At 60.1% G+C, this 19,061-nt stretch carries 10 protein-coding genes; 5 read left to right on the top strand and 5 right to left on the bottom strand.

Features of this window, described 5'->3' with window-relative positions; genetic code table 11:
* Nucleotides 1-4 precede the first annotated feature (4 nt).
* Nucleotides 5-502, bottom strand: coding sequence for a DUF2059 domain-containing protein (locus tag ASU33_RS20655; protein ID WP_160328250.1), 498 nt, complete (start codon nucleotides 500-502; stop codon nucleotides 5-7).
* Between the two features lie 381 nt (nucleotides 503-883).
* Here ASU33_RS20655 and ASU33_RS20650 point away from each other — a divergent pair, with 381 nt between their 5' ends.
* Nucleotides 884-1,552, top strand: coding sequence for a hypothetical protein (locus tag ASU33_RS20650; protein WP_059072677.1), 669 nt, complete (start codon nucleotides 884-886; stop codon nucleotides 1,550-1,552).
* Between the two features lie 152 nt (nucleotides 1,553-1,704).
* Here ASU33_RS20650 and ASU33_RS20645 read toward each other — a convergent pair whose 3' ends face one another.
* Nucleotides 1,705-2,889 (bottom strand): acyltransferase family protein, encoded by a 1,185-nt coding sequence (locus ASU33_RS20645; RefSeq protein WP_078063299.1) that lies wholly within the window; start codon nucleotides 2,887-2,889, stop codon nucleotides 1,705-1,707.
* A 301-nt stretch (nucleotides 2,890-3,190) separates the two neighbouring features.
* On the opposite strand from ASU33_RS20645, the gene ASU33_RS20640 reads away from it, so the two are divergent.
* Nucleotides 3,191-5,665 (top strand): PAS domain-containing sensor histidine kinase, encoded by a 2,475-nt coding sequence (locus ASU33_RS20640; protein WP_078063298.1) that lies wholly within the window; start codon nucleotides 3,191-3,193, stop codon nucleotides 5,663-5,665.
* Between the two features lie 129 nt (nucleotides 5,666-5,794).
* On the opposite strand, the gene ASU33_RS20635 is transcribed toward ASU33_RS20640, so the two are convergent.
* From ASU33_RS20635 to nagB, 3 genes are all read right to left on the bottom strand, one after another.
* Entirely contained in the window at nucleotides 5,795-7,114 is a 1,320-nt protein-coding gene (locus ASU33_RS20635; protein ID WP_059072675.1) for a RagB/SusD family nutrient uptake outer membrane protein, read from the bottom strand.
* Between the two features lie 24 nt (nucleotides 7,115-7,138).
* The gene (locus ASU33_RS20630; protein WP_059072674.1) at nucleotides 7,139-10,351 is read right to left on the bottom strand and encodes a SusC/RagA family TonB-linked outer membrane protein; all 3,213 of its coding nucleotides are present in this window, start codon (nucleotides 10,349-10,351) and stop codon (nucleotides 7,139-7,141) included.
* A 249-nt stretch (nucleotides 10,352-10,600) separates the two neighbouring features.
* Nucleotides 10,601-12,517, bottom strand: coding sequence for a glucosamine-6-phosphate deaminase (nagB, locus tag ASU33_RS20625; RefSeq protein ID WP_059072673.1), 1,917 nt, complete (start codon nucleotides 12,515-12,517; stop codon nucleotides 10,601-10,603).
* Between the two features lie 349 nt (nucleotides 12,518-12,866).
* Here nagB and ASU33_RS20620 point away from each other — a divergent pair, with 349 nt between their 5' ends.
* From ASU33_RS20620 to ASU33_RS20610, 3 genes are read left to right on the top strand one after another with little or no spacing between them, the layout of a single operon-like run.
* Complete coding sequence (locus ASU33_RS20620) at nucleotides 12,867-15,992, top strand: SusC/RagA family TonB-linked outer membrane protein (RefSeq protein WP_059072672.1); 3,126 nt, start codon at nucleotides 12,867-12,869, stop codon at nucleotides 15,990-15,992.
* A gap of 15 nt (nucleotides 15,993-16,007) precedes the next feature.
* Nucleotides 16,008-17,642: a SusD/RagB family nutrient-binding outer membrane lipoprotein gene (locus tag ASU33_RS20615; protein WP_078063297.1), complete on the top strand. Its 1,635-nt coding sequence runs from the start codon at nucleotides 16,008-16,010 to the stop codon at nucleotides 17,640-17,642.
* 45 nt (nucleotides 17,643-17,687) lie between these two features.
* Nucleotides 17,688-18,989 (top strand): hypothetical protein, encoded by a 1,302-nt coding sequence (locus ASU33_RS20610; protein ID WP_059072670.1) that lies wholly within the window; start codon nucleotides 17,688-17,690, stop codon nucleotides 18,987-18,989.
* Nucleotides 18,990-19,061: the final 72 nt, after the last annotated feature.

Below are 19,061 nucleotides of genomic sequence, written 5' to 3'. Positions count from 1 at the left end.
CAATTTACTGCTGCGTGGTTTTCATTTTGGCCTCGATGCTGCGCTGCAGTTCGGGCAGGTTTTCCTGCATGCGGCGCTGGCTGAGTTCCATACCAGCTATCATTAGGGCGCTTTGCTTGCCGATGAACTTCTGGCCCGTCGAGGAGCTGTAGAACTTCGTAAGGTCTTTTAGCTCCTTTTCGCTGAACTCGCTGGCGTACAGCTGCACCATGTCCTCCTTCAGCGAAGCCCACCCCATGTATTTTGTCAGGAAGTTGCGCATTTCGGGCTCCACGGGTTTGAGCTCGGGGCGCTGGGTCAGCTGGGCCGTAAGCATTTGGTCGAGGGCCGAGTTAGTATTCTTCTCCATCTGCATGGCCAGCATCAGGTCTTCGGCGGCTTTGCGCTGCCCGGCCGAAACAGCCGCCGTAGCGGTGCTGCTCGGGGCCGGTGCCGTGGTCTGGGCCAGTGCGGCCGGCGCGGCCAGCACTAAGCCAGCGGCGAGAATCAAAAGCTGTTTCATGGTACTTACTACGCAGAACGCCACAAGGGCGGCCATGCTGCTAAGTATTTTCCTAGGTGCCAGAGGCGGCTTTGCATCGCGGCTAAGTACGTATCCTTAAGAGCACTACAACTTTCAAATCCGGACAGCCTTTTGGCGCAAACAATTGCGAAAGTGGTAGCAAGCTCAACAATTGCTAAGTACCTTAAGCAACCTTTGCCCCCGGTTCAGCATCTGGTTTACTGACGGCGCATGACAAGCTCCCGTTCGCGCACCCCGGCTGTGCTTTCTGGCTTGCTCACATGCATATGCGATTTACTCGTGTGCGTTTGTGGCCGATGTTTGTACCGTTGCTTTACCCGCGTCCGCTCGCCTGCTTCTCGCCTTCCTCAACATCCAGCCATGCCCCTGCTCTACCCCCTTGTGCAACGCCTGCCTCTGCTTGGCTCGCTGATGCTTACGCTGCTGCTCGGCGCGTGCGACAGCGTAATGCCGGGTGCCGAGAGCGAGGAGCCGACGCACTACACGCTGAGCCAGCAAGAGCAAGCCTGGACGACGCCCTATCGCCTAGGCGAAGAGTGGCGCTTTGTAAACCAAGCCGGCTACGAGCGCCGCTACCAGGTAAAAGGCCTCTCTGATAAAGACCAACCGGGCATGGCCAGCAAAGGCGCGCGCGTGCAGTACTACCAGCAAGAGGTAGGCACCCGCCTCGAGCGCGTCGATTCGGCGTACTACGAGCGTGCCGATGCCGCCCGCTTTGCAGCCTCGTTTACCCTAGGTGCCGCCGCTGGGCAGCAGCCCTTGGAGGCCGCCCTGCAGTGGGGCAACCTACAACTGCCGCTGCCCGTGGCCGAGCTCGAAAACCAGCAGACACTGCCCGCGGGTGTGCGCCTGCTACCGAGCCTAACCGCAGGAGGCCGCATTTTTAATAACGTTTTGGAGTACCCCACCCTGCAGCCAGCGGCCAACCAAGCCGCCGCGGCCTGGCAGGTGCAACGGGTTTACTATACCAAGGAATACGGCGTCGTGCGCTTCGTAGAGGCGGGCGGCACCGTGTGGGACCGGCTCTAGGAGTCGCTCCCGAATAGTGAGTGAAATGGTGAAGCAGGCGGCTCGTTTCGGGCCGCCCGCTTTGCTTTTAGGGCCTGAGGATTCCGGACCACCTAGATACAAAAAAGCCCGCCCCAGGACGTGGAGCGGACTTTTTACTGGAGCTTATGGCATCAGACCTTAATGATGATGCGCTTGTGGTACATCCACCACAAAATGCCCAGCCATATCAGGATAAGCGTAACGGCGCCGGCGAGCGAGGCATTTTCGGGCACCCCGAAGTTGGGCACGAACAACGTTTGGTACAGCCACTCCTTCAGGCCCACCTCTTTGCCGCTGCCGGGCAAGGGCTGCTTGATGAGGTTGAGAATGCGCGGTATCAGCCCCGACAGAAAGAACACGGTAATGGCGTTGACGCCGTACACCAGGAAGGGCTTAATCCAGCCGCGCCAGCCCTGCACGTCGCAAATCCAGTACAGGGCGGCCAACGCGCTGATGGCGATACCGCCGGTGTAAAGCACGTAGGAGCTCGTCCAGAGGCTTTTATTGATGGGGAACCAGCCGTTCCAGATCAGCCCGAGCACAATCAGCAAGGCCCCATCGACGAATAGCCAGGCTACTTTTTCGGCGGGTTGTACGTCGCGGCGGCGTAGCCACTGGGCGGTTATCACGCCCAGCAAACCCGTACCCACGGCGGGGAGCGTGCTCAGCAGGCCCTCGGGGTCCCAGGTTTTGCTCGACTTCCAGAGGTGGGCTTCGGTAAGCAAAGTGCGGTCGAGCCAGGCGCCTAGGTCTTGGCCGGGCAGCAGCGAGGCGGCACCTAGGCCGGGCGCGGGCACTAACTGCAGCAGCACGTTGTAGAGCACCAAAATGGCGCCCAGCAACCCCAGCTGCGTGCGGCGCCCGGTGTACAGAAAAATGGTGCTGCACAAAATGAACACCAAGCCAATGCGCTGCAGCACGCCCGGAATGCGCACCGTATCAAACTCGAACTTGGGAAACAGCGCCAAAAACAGCCCTAGGGCAAACAGCACCGCACCGCGCCGCACCACCCGCAGCGTGGTAGCCCCAAGCGGACCGCCCTGCCGCTTCACGCCATCGAGGGCATACACCAATGACACGCCCACGATGAACAGAAAAAACGGGAAGATGAGGTCGGTGGGGGTACAGCCATTCCAGGCGGCGTGCTCGAGCGGCGCGTAGATATGGCCCCAGTCGCCGGGGTTGTTCACCAGAATCATCGCCATTACAGTGATGCCCCGAAATACATCGAGCGACACCAACCGGCCCGGCTGCGACGCCTCGGCCAGCGGCTGGGTATGGGTGGTATCGAGGGCGGCTTGGGTGGTGGTTTGCATACTGTAAAGAACGAAAATTAGCTTAGCCGAAGCTGCGGCAACCCTGACTTTGTTACCCCAAAACTTTGGGCCTAGGTACTGCTGCCACACACCGCCCTTGGGTACTGCGGCACTTAGGAGTTGTACCAAGCACAGTTGCCATTGGGCAGGTGCCAACCTTGGCTTGTAGCTACCTTGGCTATAAGCATCGGCTATCTATATCCTTCGTTTTTGAGTTCCGCTAAATACCTCGTCCGCGGCGCATGGCAAGACTGGCACATCTGAGTGCGTACTTTCACGTACTATCGTAGTTACCGCGCCTATGCCTCCTACTAATTACGTATTAGCCCCCGATATGCTGCCGGCTTTGGTGGCGGTGTCGCTTAGTGCCTTGCACGTAGTGCGTCCCATCTACAACGAAGCCAGCACCGAAATCGTGGATTTCGCGCTGGAGTACCTAAACCCAGCCGGCCAGCGCATGGTAGGATTGCCCGAGCACCCGGGCGGCACGGTGATGTCGCGCTTTCCGTACAGCGCGGCCTGCGGCATCCTGGGTTTTTACCAGCGCACTTTTCAATCGGGCGAGCAGCAGCATTACAAAGTAAATTACCAAGCCGATGGGCTCGACAATTATTACCACTTGCAGGCCCAGCGCAGCGGCGAAGTGCTGGTGGTAAGCTTTACCGACACCTCCGAGCACGACCGCACCCCCGTGGAAAAAGCCTTGCGCGAAAGCCAGGCCCGCGAGCGAACCATTAAGCAAGAAATTGAACACGAGCGCAACGAGCTGCTGCGTTTTGTGGAGCAGGCTCCGGCCGCGGTGGTGCTGTACACCGGCCCCGACTTCCGCGTGGAGCTGGCTAATTCCGCTGCGCTAGCCATTTGGGGCCGGCAGTTAGCCGATGTGCAGCACCGGCCCGTGTTCGAGGTGATGCCCGAAGCCGCCACCGACGATGTCGTTGCCATTTTCAATAAAGTATACACCACGGGCGCACACTACTCGTCGTCGGAGCAACTTACGTACATCGAACGCAATGGCCGGCGCGAAAGCGTGTACTGGAACTTCGTTTTTCAGCCCCGGTACCGCTCCGATGGCAGCATTATCGGCATTTTGTCGTTGGGCACCGAAGTTACTGCGCAGGTGTTGGCGCGCCAGCAAGCCCAAGAGCTAAACCAGCAGCTGGAGGTGCATGTGCAGCAACGCACCCTCGAGGCGCAAGCTGCCCGGGCCGAAGCCGAGCGCCAGCGCCGGCAGTGGGAGCAGCTGTTCAGGCGCGCACCGGCGGCCATCTGCATTCTGCAGGGCCCAGAGTTTGTGTTTGAGTTTGTGAACCCCGTATACCAAGCAATGTTTACGGGGCGCGAGTTGCTCGGAATGCGATTGGTTGATGCGCTGCCCGAATTCGCCGACCATCCCCTCCGAGCGATTCTGCAGCAAGTGTACAGCTCTGGCCAAACCTTTGAAGGCCGGGAAGTGTTCGTGCCGCTGGCCCATACCGCCGGTGGCCCCGTGGAGGACACTTATTTTGACCTCACCTACCAGGCCCGCCACAACGAAGAAGGCCAGATAGATGGTTTGGTGACGTACGCCTACGACGTAACCCAACGTGTAATGGCACGGCGCGAGCGGGAGCAACGCCAGCAACAGCTGAACGAACTGTTTCAGCAAGCGCCGGTGGCCATTGCCATTTTTCGGGGCCCGCGCTACATAATTGAGCTGGCCAACCCAGCCGTGTGCGCTATTTGGGGGCGTACGCAGGAGCAAGCCCTAGGCACGCCGCTGTTCGAGCTGTTGCCCGAAGCCGCCGGCCAAGGCTTTGAGGAGCTGCTCGACCAGGTAATGGCCACCGGCGTACCCTACGTAGCCAACGAGCTTCCCTCCTACATCAACCGCCACGGCCGCCGCGACCTGGTGTACTGGAACTTTGTGTACCAGCCGCTACACCAGAACGACCACAACCAGGAAGCGGCCATTACGGTGGTGGCTACCGAGGTAACCGAGCAAGTGCTGGCGCGGCAACAAGTGCATGCCCTAAATCAAGAGTTAGCCAGCATAAACGCAGAGCTGCGCACCACCAACGACGAGCTGCAGGACACCAACGCCCTGCTTACACGCTCCAATGTTGATTTGGACACATTCGTGTACACGGCCTCGCACGACCTAAAAGCGCCCATAGCCAACATTGAAGGCATTTTGCTAGCCCTGCGCGAGCAGCTGCCCCCAGCTGTGCAGCAAGATACCTGGGTAGCACAGCTGCTCGATATGATGAAGAGCACGGTGGCGCGGTTTCAAAACACCATTGCCCAGCTAACCGATGTTTCGAAGCTGCAGCTTGCGCATGCCGGCCCCACCGAGCCGGTGCACCTAGCCGCAGTAGTAGCCGATGTGTGCCAAGATCTAGGCTCGGCCTTAAAGGCCAACGCGGCGCAACTCCACATTGAGGTAGCGCCCGATGTGGTCGTGTTGTTTCATCCGGCCAACCTGCGCAGCATCGTTTACAACCTGATTAGCAACGCCGTTAAATATTGCTCGCCCAGCCGGCAGGCGCAAGTGCGTGTGCACGCCGAGCGGCGGCCGAAAGCCGTGGTGCTCACCATTGCGGATAACGGCCTGGGCATGAGCCAGCAACAGCAAAGTCAGCTGTTCGGCCTGTTTCAGCGCATGCACACGCACGTCGATGGCACGGGTGTAGGGCTTTACATCGTGAAGCGGCTGGTAGAAAACGCTGGCGGCAGCATTGCCGTGGAAAGCCAGCTCGATGTGGGCTCCAGCTTCGCCGTTACGTTTCGGGCCTAGGTTGGGGTAACCAAGGCTACTTCGGCAGCAGCGGCCGAGTGCCACAAATTGGTTGCTGATTGTTACTCCGCCCACAATAAAACGGCCCGCCTAGGTTCAGGCGGGCCGTTGTTGCCAAAGGCATCTGGGTTAAATATTCGGGTCGTTGGGCGTGGCCGAATTGTTTTCGCGCTCCACCCGCGGGTACGGGAAGAAGTTGCGGTTGCGCTCGGTGTTGGCCGCGCCAGGCCCAGGCCGCCCAAAGCGGCGGCTGTCTTCGAACCGCATGCCCTGAAAAGCCAGCTCTATTAAGCGGTTGCGGTAGATATCGAGCAGTATGGCCTCTTGGGTAATTGGCCCCGAGTAAGGCGCCAGCCCGGCCCCCGGAGGCGCTATCGGCTGGTTGTTGGAGTTCAGCTGCGTGGCCGCTGTGCTGGTGCGCACGCGGTTGAGCTCGGTTACGGCGTTGGTCAGGTCGCCTTTGCGGGCGTAGGCTTCGGCCCGAATCAGCAGCATCTCGTTGGGCACATACACCGGAATGGGCGCGCTGGCAGCCGTGTAAAAACCCAAGCCGCGGTTTTGGGTAGCCGTGGGGTTGAGGCGCACATAAAACGGAATGCGCCGGTCGCCGGCTTCGGGGGCCAGCGCGCCCGTTAGCCCCAGGTTGGCATCGGTGGGCTCGAACACGTTGCGGTTACCAAAAGCCGCCTCGAACAACGGGTTGCGGGTGTTTTCATCAAAGTTGAATACCGAGCGGCTGGTAGGTGAAACGCGGCCGGCAGCTGCTATGGCGCGGTCGTAGTCGCCGGCCATTAGGCTGTAGCGGGCAATAAGCGCCTGCAGGGTATTGGCCAGGTCGATACCGGGCACAATTTTGCTGTTGAAATCGGCCGAAACGGGGTTGGCAGCCAGTTGGGTAGCGGCGGCCTCTAGTTGCGTAATGGCCGATTGCAACACCTCCTGCCGCGGTACAAAGGGCACATTGTTGCCCGTGGTTAGGGGTGCCTGCTCGAAAAACTGCGCCTGGGTACCTAGGGCCAGCGCCCGGAAGATAGACGCATACGCCACGATACCGCTGCGCGTGCCTAGGTCGCCGGCGTTGCCGGCATTGGCCAGCACCAAATCGGCGTTGGAGCGCACCAGTTGCGTTTGGCTCCAGAGGTTACGCACCACGCCGTTGTCGGTGCGCAAACTGGTGTTGCCCTCGCTCACGTTAAACTCCTCAATGTTGCCCACATTCAGGATGGCCAGCTCGCGGGTGGTGAGCCCCCCGGCGGCCACTTTGTTGTAGAGCACACTCAGGGCGCCGCCCACGGTGTAGCGGTATTGCAAGGCGTTGCACACGGTAATCAGGCCGTCGGACGAAGCCAGCACGTCTTGCTGGCGGGCGGCGCTGGGGTCGAGGTATTCTTTGTCGCAGCTACCCAGGCCAAAGCACAGCAGCGACAGCAGCAGAATGTATTTTTTCATGACGAAGAGCCAAATGAGGTGGAGTTAGAACGAGGCCGAAACCCGGAGCTGGTAAGTGCGCGGAATGGGCACGTTGCCAAAGTCGATGGCGCGCAGCAGGTCGCTGGTGCCGCCGGCGCTGGTTTCGGGGTCGAAGCCATTATAATTATCCCACGACACGAGGTTGCGCCCAATCAGCGACACGTTGAGGCTGCGAATGAGCGGCGTAAACGTGGGCAAGTCGTAGCTCAGCGAAGCTTCGCGCAGCTTCACAAACGAGCCGTCGTCAATACGAAACTCCTGCGTGTTGTACACCGCGAAAATGTAGCCGCGCGGTAGCTCGCCCCGCAGCTCCTTTTCGGCCAAATCACCTAGGCCTACCCCCTGCCGCGTGCGGTAGTCGGCGTTAAACACATCCACGCCCTGCACTGCATCGAGCAGTATGCGGGCCGAAAGCTTTTTGAAGGCTACGTTGGTGCTGAACGAGCCTGTCCATTTGGGATTGGGGTTGCCGATTACAATGTTGGCAATGGCCGTGCCGGCGGCGTAGCTGGGCTGCCCGTTGCCCTCGCGGGCTGGGTCGAAGGTGGTGGAGCCCACTGCTTGGCCGCGGGTGCGCTCGTCCTGCGGAAAGCCCTGCGGCGTGAGCAGCAACGAGCCATCGGGGTTGCGGGCATAGCCCGAGCCGTAGAAAACGCCCACCGGCTGCCCGGCCAGCAGGTACACGGGCGCCCCGGCTACGTTATCAATCGAAATGGCTTGCTGCAGCCCACCCGAGCCGGGCAAATCCACGATTTTGTTGCGGTTGCGGTTAAACAAGGCCGTAACATCCCAGCGGAAGTTGGGCGTGCGTACCGGCGTGGCCGTAAGCTGCAGCTCCACGCCCTTGTTCTCGATGCTGGCTACGTTCGTTGTAATGGTAAGGCCGCCCGAAGAGGGCGCCACGTTGCGGTTGGCCAACAGCTCCTGTGTTTCTTGCCAATAGGCCGTGACGCCCAGCCCGATACGGTCGTTCAAAAACCCTAGGTCCCCGCCTATTTCCAGCTCAGTCAGGCGCTCGGGCCGCACTCGGGGGTTGGCGAGTCGGGAGCTCGGCAGAAACGTGCTCCGCCCCAGAAAAGGCACCGGATTAAACTGATAGAACCGGGCGTAAGAGTCGATGCCGGACAAGTTACCCGCCTGCCCATAGCTCGCGCGCAGCTTCAGCGTGTTAAAGGCCTTGGCGTAGCTGGCGTTCTGCCAGAGCGCCAGATCCGAGAGTACCAGCGAACCGCTGACTTTCGGGTAGTACTGGTTGGTTTCGGAAGGCGAAAACTTCGACGACCCATCGCGCCGCACGGCGGCAGTTATAAAGGCCAGGTTACGAAAACCCAGGGTACCTTGCACGTAAACGCCGTTCAGGCTGAATTGCTCTGGAACGCCAAAAGTTGACTGCAGCGTGTTGTTGGCAGCCCCGCTGATGGTACCAATAAACGGCGTAAGGTTCTGGCCCCGGGCTTGCGTCAGCTCCAGTTTGGTATACTGGTAGTTGTATCCGGCCAGGATGGTGGCTTTAAATTGTTCGCCTATTTGCCGGTCGTAAGCCAGGTTCAGGTCGGAGTTGATCTGCACCGAGTTGGCTTGGGCATTCGAGGCAAAACCGAAGGGGTAGCGCGCCAGTGGCAGGCCGGCTTGCGCTTGGTACGGGTACGGCCGAATGTAGCTCTGCCCCGCTTGCCCGTACACATCGGCCCCAATCAGGTAGTCCACCGAAAAGCCTTTAAAAGGAGTCAGTTTCAGCTGCACGTCGCTGATGGTGCGGTTCACGCGCTGCGTGAAAGTCATGTCCTCGATGGTCGAGAGCGGGTTTACGCGGGTGGGCTCCACGGCCTGCAGGTTGCCGTTGGCATCGCGCTGGTTGATGTCGTAGATATTGTTGGTGATGTTAACGGAGTTGATGGGGCTGTAAAACACGTTGCCGTTGGCTTTTTCGTCGGCGTCGCTGTTGTTGTAAGCTACCCCGGCCGTTAGGCTGGCCCACTTGGTAATGCGTTGGTTCAGGCGTGCCCGAATGTTGTAGCGCCTGAAGTTGGTGCCTTCGATGATGCCCTGGTTCTGGAAATATCCCAGCGACACAAGAGCCTGCGTATTCTCTGTACCGCCCGATATGGACACCCCGTTATCGGTACCGTAGCCCCGGCGGAAAATGTCATTGAAGTAGTCGTAACGCTGCACATCTACCAGATTAGAGGCCAGCTGCGTGGTTACGCCCGCCCGGTTGATGCCGATGGTGGTGGTGCCGGGGTTGGCGGCTACTTGCGCCGGCGTTACGCCGCCAATGGTGTAGAGGCGCAAATCGCGGAAGCCAAATTGCTTGCCGAAGGTATTTACGGGCACCGATTTACGCAGCTCGTTTAGGTTGACACTGGCGTAGGCCGATACCTGCACCTCGCCGGTACGGCCCCGCTTGGTCGTAATCAGCACTACCCCGTTGGCCGCACGCGAGCCGTAGATGGCCGCCGCCGCCGCTCCGTTGATGACGTTGATGCTCTCGATGTCGTTGGGGTTCAAATCGGCCAAGCGGTTTTGGCCCACCTGCGCCGTGCCCACGTCGTTCGACAAGGCCAGCTGCGACACGTTGGTGCTGTTGTTGCTGATGATAACACCATCGATTACATACAGCGGATCGGAAGGCCCCGACAGCGACTTAATGCCACGCAGGCGCACCGAAATAGAGCCCGATGGGTCGCCGGAGTTTTGCACGATTTGCGCGCCGGGCACTTTGCCCTGCAGCGAGTTCAGCACCGCACCTGTGCCGCTGCGCGTTAGCTCCTGCCCCGATACGGTACTGATGGCATTGCCCAACTCGCGCCGGTTGGTGCTTACCGTGGAGCCCACCACTACCACGTCGTCGAGGCTTTGGCGGGCCTCGCGCATGGTTACGTTGGTGGTGATGCTGGTGGTGCTACCTAGGGTAAGCGAGCGGCTTTGGGCCGTGTAGCCAATGCTCGAAAACGTGAGGCTGTAGCTGCCCGGCGCCAGCTGCGCGCTGAAGCTGTAATTGCCGTCGGCATCGGTAGAGGCGCCTTGCGTGGTGCCGCCCACCAACACCGTGGTGCCGGGCAGGCCCTGTCCGCGCTCATCCGTAACGCGGCCTTGCAGGGTATATGTCTGCTGCTGAGCGTAGACTTGGCTGGTAGTACCTAGGCAGAGCAATAGGCATATTGCGAGCCAGCTCCACAGCAGAGGCCGCCTCGAAAGCGAGTAGGTGTTGGGCATAGTTGACAGGGAGTATGGTGTGGGAATGAAAAGCTACTCTCCGTCAATTTATAATATTTTACCTATTTAAAATACAAGTATTGCGATTATGAATAAACCAACTGAAAAGCTCGGCCTTTCGCTACCAAAACCCAGCTAAACAAGGCATTGTAACTTCGCTACCGGCTTCAGAGCAAAGCCCCTAGGTACCGCACTGCTGGGTGGGCACCTAGGGGCTGCTGAGCTACTGCGTAGGGGCACCCAGCGGGGCTAGTATTTCCAGCGTACAAAGGCCTCAATGCCTTCGTACTCGGGCAGGCCTAACTGGTCGTAAATTTTGGCGGTGGTGCGGTTGCGCTCTTCGGCTCGCTGCCAGAACTCGCGCTGGTCGGCCCCCGGAAACAACGGCCGGTCTTTCTGCGACTGGTGCTTGAAGATGGCGCGGCGCTTGCGCGTTAGCTCTTCGGGCGATATGGGTACGGCCATTTCAATCTGGTCGATGTCCCACTCCTGCCACGCGCCGCGGTACAGCCACACCCAGCAATCCTTTAGCCACTCGGTGCCTTCGGCTTTCAGGCGTTCCACGGCCTGGAAAATGGCCGACAAGCACACGCGGTGCGTGCCATGCGGATCAGATAAGTCGCCGGCGGCGTAGATCTGGTGCGGCTGAATCTTGTTCAGCAGGTCGATGGTCAGCTGAATGTCTTCTTCACCTAGGGGCTTTTTGCGCACGCGGCCGGTTTCGTAGAAAGGCAAATCCATGAAGTGCGCATTCTCGTCGGGAATGCCCGCCAGGCGGCACGCCGATTTAGCCTCGCCGCGCCGAATCAAGCCTTTAATCTGCTGCACCTCAGGGGTGTCTACCTGCCCGGGCGCTTTCTGGCGAAGCGAATCAACCACCCGCTTGTACAAGCTCTCGGCTGGTTTCTCGCCGGGCAAACCTAGGGCGGCGTCGTAATCGGCCACAAACTCGGCAAAGCGAATAGCCTCGTCGTCGAACACGGCAATGTTGCCTGAGGTCTGGTAAGCCACGTGCACGTCGTGGCCCTGGTCGACGAGGCGCAGCAACGTGCCGCCCATCGAAATTACGTCGTCGTCGGGGTGCGGCGAGAAGATGAGCACGCGTTTGGGGAACGGCGTAGCTCGCTCGGGCCGGTGCGAGTCGTCGGCGTTGGGTTTGCCGCCAGGCCAGCCGGTAATGGTGTGCTGCAGCTGGTTGAACACCCGAATGTTGATGCCGTACGCTTGGCCCGATTCGGCCAGCAAATCCGACAGGCCGTTTTCGTTGTAATCCTCGTCGGTGAGCTTCAGAATGGGTTTTTGCAGGTGGCGCGCCAGCCAGGTTACGGCTTTGCGCACCGTGGCTTCGTGTTGCCAGTTCGAGCTAATGCCCGCCAGCCACGGCGTTTTGCGGGGGCTCAGCTCGGCGGCGGCGGCCTCATCGAGCACCACCTGCACGGCGGGGTGGCGCTGCAGGTAAGTGGCGGGTACCGAGTCGGTGGGTTCGCCTTCGACCATGCGCTTGATTACGGCGGCTTTGCCTTCGCCCCAGGCCATTAGCACAATTTGCCGCGCCTCCAGGATGGTGCCTACACCCATCGTGAGGGCGCGGCGCGGCACATTTTCCTCGCCATAGAAATCGGAGGCCGCATCGGTGCGCGTAATGTGGTCGAGCGTGATAAGGCGGGTGCGCGAGCTAGCTCCCGAGCCCGGCTCGTTGAAGCCGATATGGCCCGTGCGGCCAATGCCTAGCAGCTGCAAATCGATGCCGCCAGCTTCTTCGATATCGGCCTCGTAGCGGCGGCAATACTCGGCTACCTCCTCCTGCCGAATGGTGCCGTTGGGGATGTGGATATTCTCGGCCGGAATGTCGACGTGGTCGAACAAGTACTCGTGCATAAAGCGCACGTAGCTCTGCAGCGAATCGGGCTGCATGGGGTAGTACTCGTCGAGGTTGAAGGTGATGACGTTGCGGAACGACAGCCCCTCTTCGCGGTGCATGCGCACGAGCTCCTCGTACACCCGCGTGGGCGACGAGCCAGTAGCCAAACCTAGTACGCAAGGCCGGCCTTCGCCGTGGCGCTGCCGGATAAGATCGGCGATTTGCTGGGCCACTGCTACCGATGCCTGCTCCGAATCGGAGTAGATACTTACGGGTACGCGCTCGGGGGTGATTACGGGATGCATAACGAAGTGGGGGATGGTAGACGCCGGTAATGTAAACGCTTTTGGGTGCCCTCCGCAACCGTTTGCATACTTCTGTTGAGTCAACCCCATATTTAACCTTGACTTAACCCAACTGCGGGCTTAGCTTTAAACCCACTTTTGTGCCGCATTGGGTTTCTTGGGTGCAGTTTTCAACTCGCCTTATACACGGTTGATTTCTCATTTTCTTGCTGATTCGCCTCTATGTCAGCTGTTTTCATCCCTTGTTGTATTGCGGCACCTGCTTGTTCTGAAGCGCACCTGCGCGCGGCTATATAGTCGCGCGCTTTTCATTTTGGCCTTTTTCCCCACCTATTCCCCCCTCCACTCAATGAAGAAATCTTTATGGTCTATCATGCTGCCCGGCGTACTGCTGGCGCAGCAGGTGCAGGCCCAGCAAACGCGCACCGTTACCGGCGTGGTAACGGCCGCGGCCGACCGCACGCCCCTACCCGGGGTGAACGTGGTGGTAAAGGGCGGCACCACAGGTGCCCAAACCGGGGCCGATGGCAGCTACTCGCTGCAGGTAGCCCCGGGCGCCACGCTGGTGTTCAGCTTCATTGGCTACAATACGCTGGAGCGCACCGTGGGGGCCGATGGCAACATCGACGTATCCCTGGAAGCCTCCTCCACTACCCTGCAGGAAGTACAAATTACCACGGCCTACGGCATTCAGCAGGAGCGCCGCGAGGTAAACTACGCCGCGCAGCAGGTAACCTCGAAGGATATCATTGAAACGCGCCAGACCAACATTGTAAACGCCCTGCAGGGCAAGGTGGCCGGCGTGCAGATTACCTCTTCGGGCGGTGGCGCCGGCGAAGGCGCCAGCATCGTAATCCGGGGTGGCAACTCGCTTGATGGCGACAACCAACCGCTGTTCGTTATCGACGGGATTATCATGGATAACTCCTCCTTTGTGGAGTCGACGGCGCCGGGCGGGGGCTCGGCCTTCAACGGCATCCTAGGTCGTTCGGTAGCCTCCACCAACCGGGCAGCCGACATCAACCCCGAGGATATTGAAAGCATGACGGTGCTGAAAGGCCCAGCCGCCGCGGCACTTTATGGCTCGCGCGCCGGCAATGGCGCCGTTATCATTACCACCAAGCGCGGCCGGGCAGGTGCTACCAGCATCAGCTACCGCACGCAGTTTTCGGTAGATGAGGTAAACCGCCTGCCCAAGCTGCAAGACCAGTACAAGCAAGGCGCAGGTGGCGTGTTCGACCCCACCACGCGCAACTCGTGGGGTCCGCGCTTTGCGCCCGGCGAGCAGGTGTACGACAACGTAAGCAACTTCTTCGAGAAGGGCACCTCGTTCCAGAACTACCTCACCATGTCGGGTGGCAACGACAAGGCCAACTTCATGGTATCGGCCTCGCACCAGGATACCAAGGGTGTAACGCCGCAAAACAACTACGACAAAACCACCGTGCGCCTAAACGGCCAGGTGCAGCTGTCGCCCAAGCTGGGCGCCTCGGGCTCGGCGCAGTACCTGAACTCGGGCGGCCGCCGGCCGCTGCAGGGCCCCGGCTTGTTCGGCGGTACGGGCGGCTTTTTCGTGAGCTTGCTGAACTGGCCCCGCAACGACGACGCCAGCAACTACCTGAACCCCGACGGCACGCGCCGCCGCCTCACGCCGCTATCGGTAGGCACCAACGACGCCGACAATCCCTACTGGACGACGGAGTTCAACCCCCAAACCGACCGCACGAACCGCGTAATTGCCAACACGCAGCTCACCTACGACCCGGCCAAGTGGTTACGCCTGAGCTATAACCTAGGCACCGACGTGTACACCGAGAAGTTTCGCTCGGTGCGCGCCGTGGGTACCTCACAGCCCAACAACCAGAACGGGGGCATTGCCGAAACCACCAACTTCGTGCGCCTGCTGAACTCCAACTTCCTGGCCACTTTAACCCACGACTTCAGCGAGAATGTGGGCACTTCGCTGGTATTCGGCAATACCGTGGAGCAGGGCGCGTACGAAACCACCGACGTCATCGGGTTGATTTTCCAGAACCCGAATTTCGTATCGATCAACAACACGGTAAACCGCAACGCCCTTACCAACAACCGCACGAGCCGCCGGGTGGGTAACTTCAGCCGCTTGAGCTTCGACTTCTTTAAGCAAGCCACGCTGGAGCTGAACGGCCGCTACGACCTCTCATCCTCCTTGCCCCGCCCCGGCCAGAACAAAAACTATGGCCGAGGCTATTTTTACGGCTCAGCGGCCGGTGGCTGGGAGTTCAGCCGCACCCTGGGCTTGGATACCAACCCTGTGCTGAACTACGGCAAAATCCGTGCTTCGGTGGCTGAGGTGGGTAAGGACACTGGCCCCTACCGCGTTGATTCGCCCTTGGCGCAGTCAACGTACATTGGGGGTGGTTTCCGCCAAGGCTTCTTCGGCTCGAACCGCCTGCTGAAACCGGAGCGCACCCGCGCTTACGAAGCCGGCCTCGACCTGCAGTTTTTGCGCGGCCGCCTAGGTCTGGACGCCAGCGTGTACCACCAGGAAACCCGCGACCAGCTGATTGCTCCGCGCGTAAGCCAGGCTTCGGGCTTTATTCTACAGTACATCAACGGCGGTACGGTAGTTAACCGCGGTATCGAGGTGGCCTTGTCGGGTACGCCCGTGAAGCTGGCCAACGGTTTCGAGTGGACTGCCCTAGCCAACTTTACGGCTAACCGCAACGAAGCCAAGCAGCTGCCCGGCTTCCTGACGGAGGTAAACCAGTCGGATGCCTCGATCATCGACGTGGCTCGCGGTAGTGCTTTCCCCGGCCGCCCGATTACCTCCATTGCCGCTTACGATTTCCAGCGCGTGCAATCGGGCCCCGACGCTGGTAAAATCATCATTGGCGCCAACGGCTACCCCACCATCAACACGGCGGTGTACCAATATGCTGGCAACCGCGCCCCCGATTACACCACGCAGGTAACCAATACCTTCAGTTACAACGGCCTCACGTTTAGCTTTATGTGGGACTTCCGCAAGGGCGGCAAAGTGGTGAACGGCAACGACTGGCTGACTACCCGCAACGGCCTGAGCGAGCGTACCCTCGACCGCTACAAGGAAGTGGTGTTTGATGGCGTAGTAGCCAAAGGCGACGGCACCTACACGCCGAACACGCGCCCCGTGGAGCTGACGCAAGCTTACTACACCAGCATCCTGGGTGCCGTGGGTACACCCTTCATCGAAGATGCCTCTTGGACGCGCCTGCGCTACGCTACGCTTACCTACAGCTTGCCCAAAACCTGGCTCGGCAACTCGGGCACCATCAAGGGTATTGAGCTAAGCGTTACGGGCCGCAACTTGTTGCTCTTCACGAAGTACTCCGGCGTCGACCCCGAAACCTCGGCCGCTGGTGCCGGCGTGCGCGGCGGTGGCTCTACGGGCTTCGACTACGGCAGCGTGCCTGCTACCCGCGGTGTGGATATGTCGCTGCGTGCCAACTTCTAAATTCCTAGGTGCACAATGCCTAACCAGCTCCAAGGACCTAGGCAGCGCACCGTTTCTACCATGTCATTCAAGATGAAAAAATACATCCTCGCGTTGGGCCTGCTCATGAGCAGCGGGGTGCTTACGTCGTGCGAAAAGTTTCTGGACGTAAACACCGACCCCAACAACCCCATTACGGCCACGCCCAACTTCCTGCTGCCCGGCGCGATTTCGCAGGGCATTCAGCAGCAGATGTTCACGGCCCTGACGACCTCGTACATCTCGCAATACATCGTGCGTCGGCCGGCGCTGGCCAGCACCGATCAGTTTTACCTGACGAACGGCAACAGCACCAACACCTTCAACTACCTGTACTTCTACTCGGCCGGCAACGGCCGCTATGTAATCGACGAAGGCCAGAAAGAAGGCTCGCCGTACTACGTGGGCGCCGGCAAAATTGTGCTGGCCATGACGATGGCTCACGCCACCGACATGCTCGGCGACATTCCATACTCGGAGGCGTTTCAGGGGGCGGCTAACTACACGCCCAAGTACGATCCGCAGGAGCAGATTTACGCCACCATCGACAAGCTGCTCGACGAGGGCATCGTGGAAATGCAGAAGCCGGCTTCGGCCAACTTCCGCCCACTTTACGTTACCTCGCCCAGCATCAGCGGCGACATTCTGTACAAAGGCGACGTGCAGAAGTGGATTCGGTTGGCCAACTCGCTTAAGGCCCGCCAGCTGAACCACCTCACCAAAAAGGGCAGCTACAACCCGCAGGCTGTGCTGGCCTTGGTAGATAAAGGCTTCCGTGCTACCGCCGACGATGCGCAGCTGCAGTTTGAGGTGGCGGTGGCGCCGGTAACGGGCAGCACCAACATCTTCGGTACTACGCGCGCCAACTTTGCTTCGGCGGCGTTTTCGGCTACGTTCTCTACCAACATCATTAAGTACCTGAATGGCAGTGCGCCCGGTGCTACTTACCCCGGCGTAACCGACCCGCGCTTCCCGATTATTGCTACGGCCAACAGCACCGGCGGCGACCCCGGCGTGGGTGGTGGTACGCCCATCAGCGCCGCTACCGGCAATGCTACCGATTTCTACTCGAGCTGGTACGCCCGCGACCTAGGGTACTTTGAGGTAATTACCTACCACGAGCTGAAGTTCATCGAGGCCGAGGCTGCTTTCCGGGCCGGCGACAAAGGCCGTGCGCTGCGCGCCTACCGCGAGGGCATTCAGGCGCACATGCGCAAGATTGGCGTGGGCGGCTCGAACGCCGTACCGGCTGTAACCTTCCCGGTGATTACGCAGGCGCAGATTGATGCCTACATGGCCAGCGCGGCGGTGGCCCAGAACGAGGGCGAGCTGGATCTGAAGCGCATCATGGAGCAGAAGTACATTGCCATGTTCCTGAACCCGGAATCTTGGACAGACCTGCGCCGCTTCGATTTTAGCACCGATATCTACGTGAACCTGCGCTACCCCAACAACGCCAACCCGGTGCTGGCCGCCAAGCCCGACTACAAAGACCGTTGGCCGCGCCGCATGTTGCCGGCCCTGACGGAGGTGCAGTACAACCCGCAGAACGTGGCGCAGCTGTTTTCGTCGGTTGGCGCCGCCAACTCCGACGATTACATCACCAAGCCCATGTGGTGGGACCAGCAGTAGTGCCCGTAGGCTTTTGTTTCAGCTTCTTCCGCCGAATCTACTTTCATGAAATCAACGATATATCTACGCCGCGGTGCTTTGCTGCTGGCCTTCGCGGGCCCGGTGCTGGCCGGCTGCGAATCGGAACTGGATACCTTTTACAACGAGGTAGATGGCCAGTTCCCAACGTTTGTTGACAACGCCCTAGGTACGTCAACCAAGTACGCTACCGGCGAGGTGGTGAGCTTTGAGCTGCGCTTTGCCCAGCAAACGGCGCCCATTAAGGAAATCCGCATTTTGCAGAAAATCGAGCCGAACCGCGACTCTACGCTGGTGCAAACCATTCCGTACCGGGCGGCTTTCTCGCGCTTGCGCAACGCCGATACGCTGGTGGTAAACTACACCGTGCCGGCCGGCCAGAACAAGGCCAACGTGCGCGTTGATGCGGTAGTAGTGTCGGAGAACACCCAGGTTAAAACCCGCTCGTTCAGCTTCCGCCTGGCCGAGCCCGTGCCCACTATTACCGTGGATGCGCCAACCAACCTGACCGCTCCCAACAACGCCTCGCGCGTGCCCGGCGACGTGGTGCGTTTCCCGGTGAAGCTGAATACGGGCGGCATCAACACGGCCACCGCGCTTACCACGGCCGGCACGCTTTACAAGGATATCGACAGCCTGATTACCTACATGCGCGTGGGTACGGGCGCCGAGCGCCGGGTAGCACGCCAGCGCGTGCCGGTGGGCACAGCAGCCCAATCGGGCGCGGCCACTACCGTGAACGTGGACCTGACCTTGCCCGCCAACTCAAGTGGCCAAGACGTGGTGTACCGCTTCGAGGTGAAGTCGCGCTTCCAGGACAAGCCCACCCTGCCGCTACCGGCTGGTGCTCCTAGCATACGCTCGGCCACGGCCACGGCCGCGCCCATCACGCCAACTACCACTACAGCTTTGGCCGCGCCGCGCAATGCTACCCTTACCTACACCGGCACCACCGGTGGCGACCAAGCCGCTTACGACCTGACGACTTTTGCGACCGTAGCCCAACCGGGTGCCACCGCCAGCAAGGACGTTGCCATCACCAGCACGGCCAGCAACGCCGTGCAGCTAAAGGCGCTGAACACGACCAAGTTCTTCCGCTACACCAGCGGTGGCGCTGCGGCTTATACCAACGCTACTCTGAACAGCATCCGCCAAACGTACCAAACGGCTGCCGCCGCTAACCAGGTAGCCCAGCTCGACAACGTAGTAGTTGGCGACGTGGTCATTGCGCGCCTGCGCAACGCCGATCAGTACGCCATCTTCACCGTTACGGGCATCAACCGCACGGCCACGGGTGTTACCCTGACCATGGATATCAAGGCGCTGTAAGCAGTACCCTAGGTACCGCAAGCAAAAAGCCCGCTCGGCAGTTGCCAAGCGGGCTTTTTTCTTGTAAGGCAT

The sequence above is a fragment of the Solirubrum puertoriconensis genome (genome assembly GCF_001483135.1).
Classification (GTDB): Bacteria; Bacteroidota; Bacteroidia; order Cytophagales; family Hymenobacteraceae; genus Solirubrum; species Solirubrum puertoriconensis.
The sequence above is the reverse complement of the archived record's forward strand: the minus strand, read 5'-3'. Positions and strand labels throughout refer to the sequence as shown.

What these genes read in the sequence shown, in the direction of transcription:
- ASU33_RS20630 (WP_059072674.1), bottom strand. Translation starts at nt 10,351, where the DNA reads ATGCCCAACACCTACTCGCTTTCGAGGCGGCCTCTGCTGTGGAGCTGG.
- nagB (WP_059072673.1), bottom strand. Translation starts at nt 12,517, where the DNA reads ATGCATCCCGTAATCACCCCCGAGCGCGTACCCGTAAGTATCTACTCC.
- ASU33_RS20610 (WP_059072670.1), top strand. Translation starts at nt 17,688, where the DNA reads ATGAAATCAACGATATATCTACGCCGCGGTGCTTTGCTGCTGGCCTTC.
- ASU33_RS20615 (WP_078063297.1), top strand. Translation starts at nt 16,008, where the DNA reads ATGCCTAACCAGCTCCAAGGACCTAGGCAGCGCACCGTTTCTACCATG.
- ASU33_RS20635 (WP_059072675.1), bottom strand. Translation starts at nt 7,114, where the DNA reads ATGAAAAAATACATTCTGCTGCTGTCGCTGCTGTGCTTTGGCCTGGGT.
- ASU33_RS20640 (WP_078063298.1), top strand. Translation starts at nt 3,191, where the DNA reads ATGCCTCCTACTAATTACGTATTAGCCCCCGATATGCTGCCGGCTTTG.
- ASU33_RS20655 (WP_160328250.1), bottom strand. Translation starts at nt 502, where the DNA reads ATGAAACAGCTTTTGATTCTCGCCGCTGGCTTAGTGCTGGCCGCGCCG.
- ASU33_RS20620 (WP_059072672.1), top strand. Translation starts at nt 12,867, where the DNA reads ATGAAGAAATCTTTATGGTCTATCATGCTGCCCGGCGTACTGCTGGCG.
- ASU33_RS20645 (WP_078063299.1), bottom strand. Translation starts at nt 2,889, where the DNA reads ATGCAAACCACCACCCAAGCCGCCCTCGATACCACCCATACCCAGCCG.
- ASU33_RS20650 (WP_059072677.1), top strand. Translation starts at nt 884, where the DNA reads ATGCCCCTGCTCTACCCCCTTGTGCAACGCCTGCCTCTGCTTGGCTCG.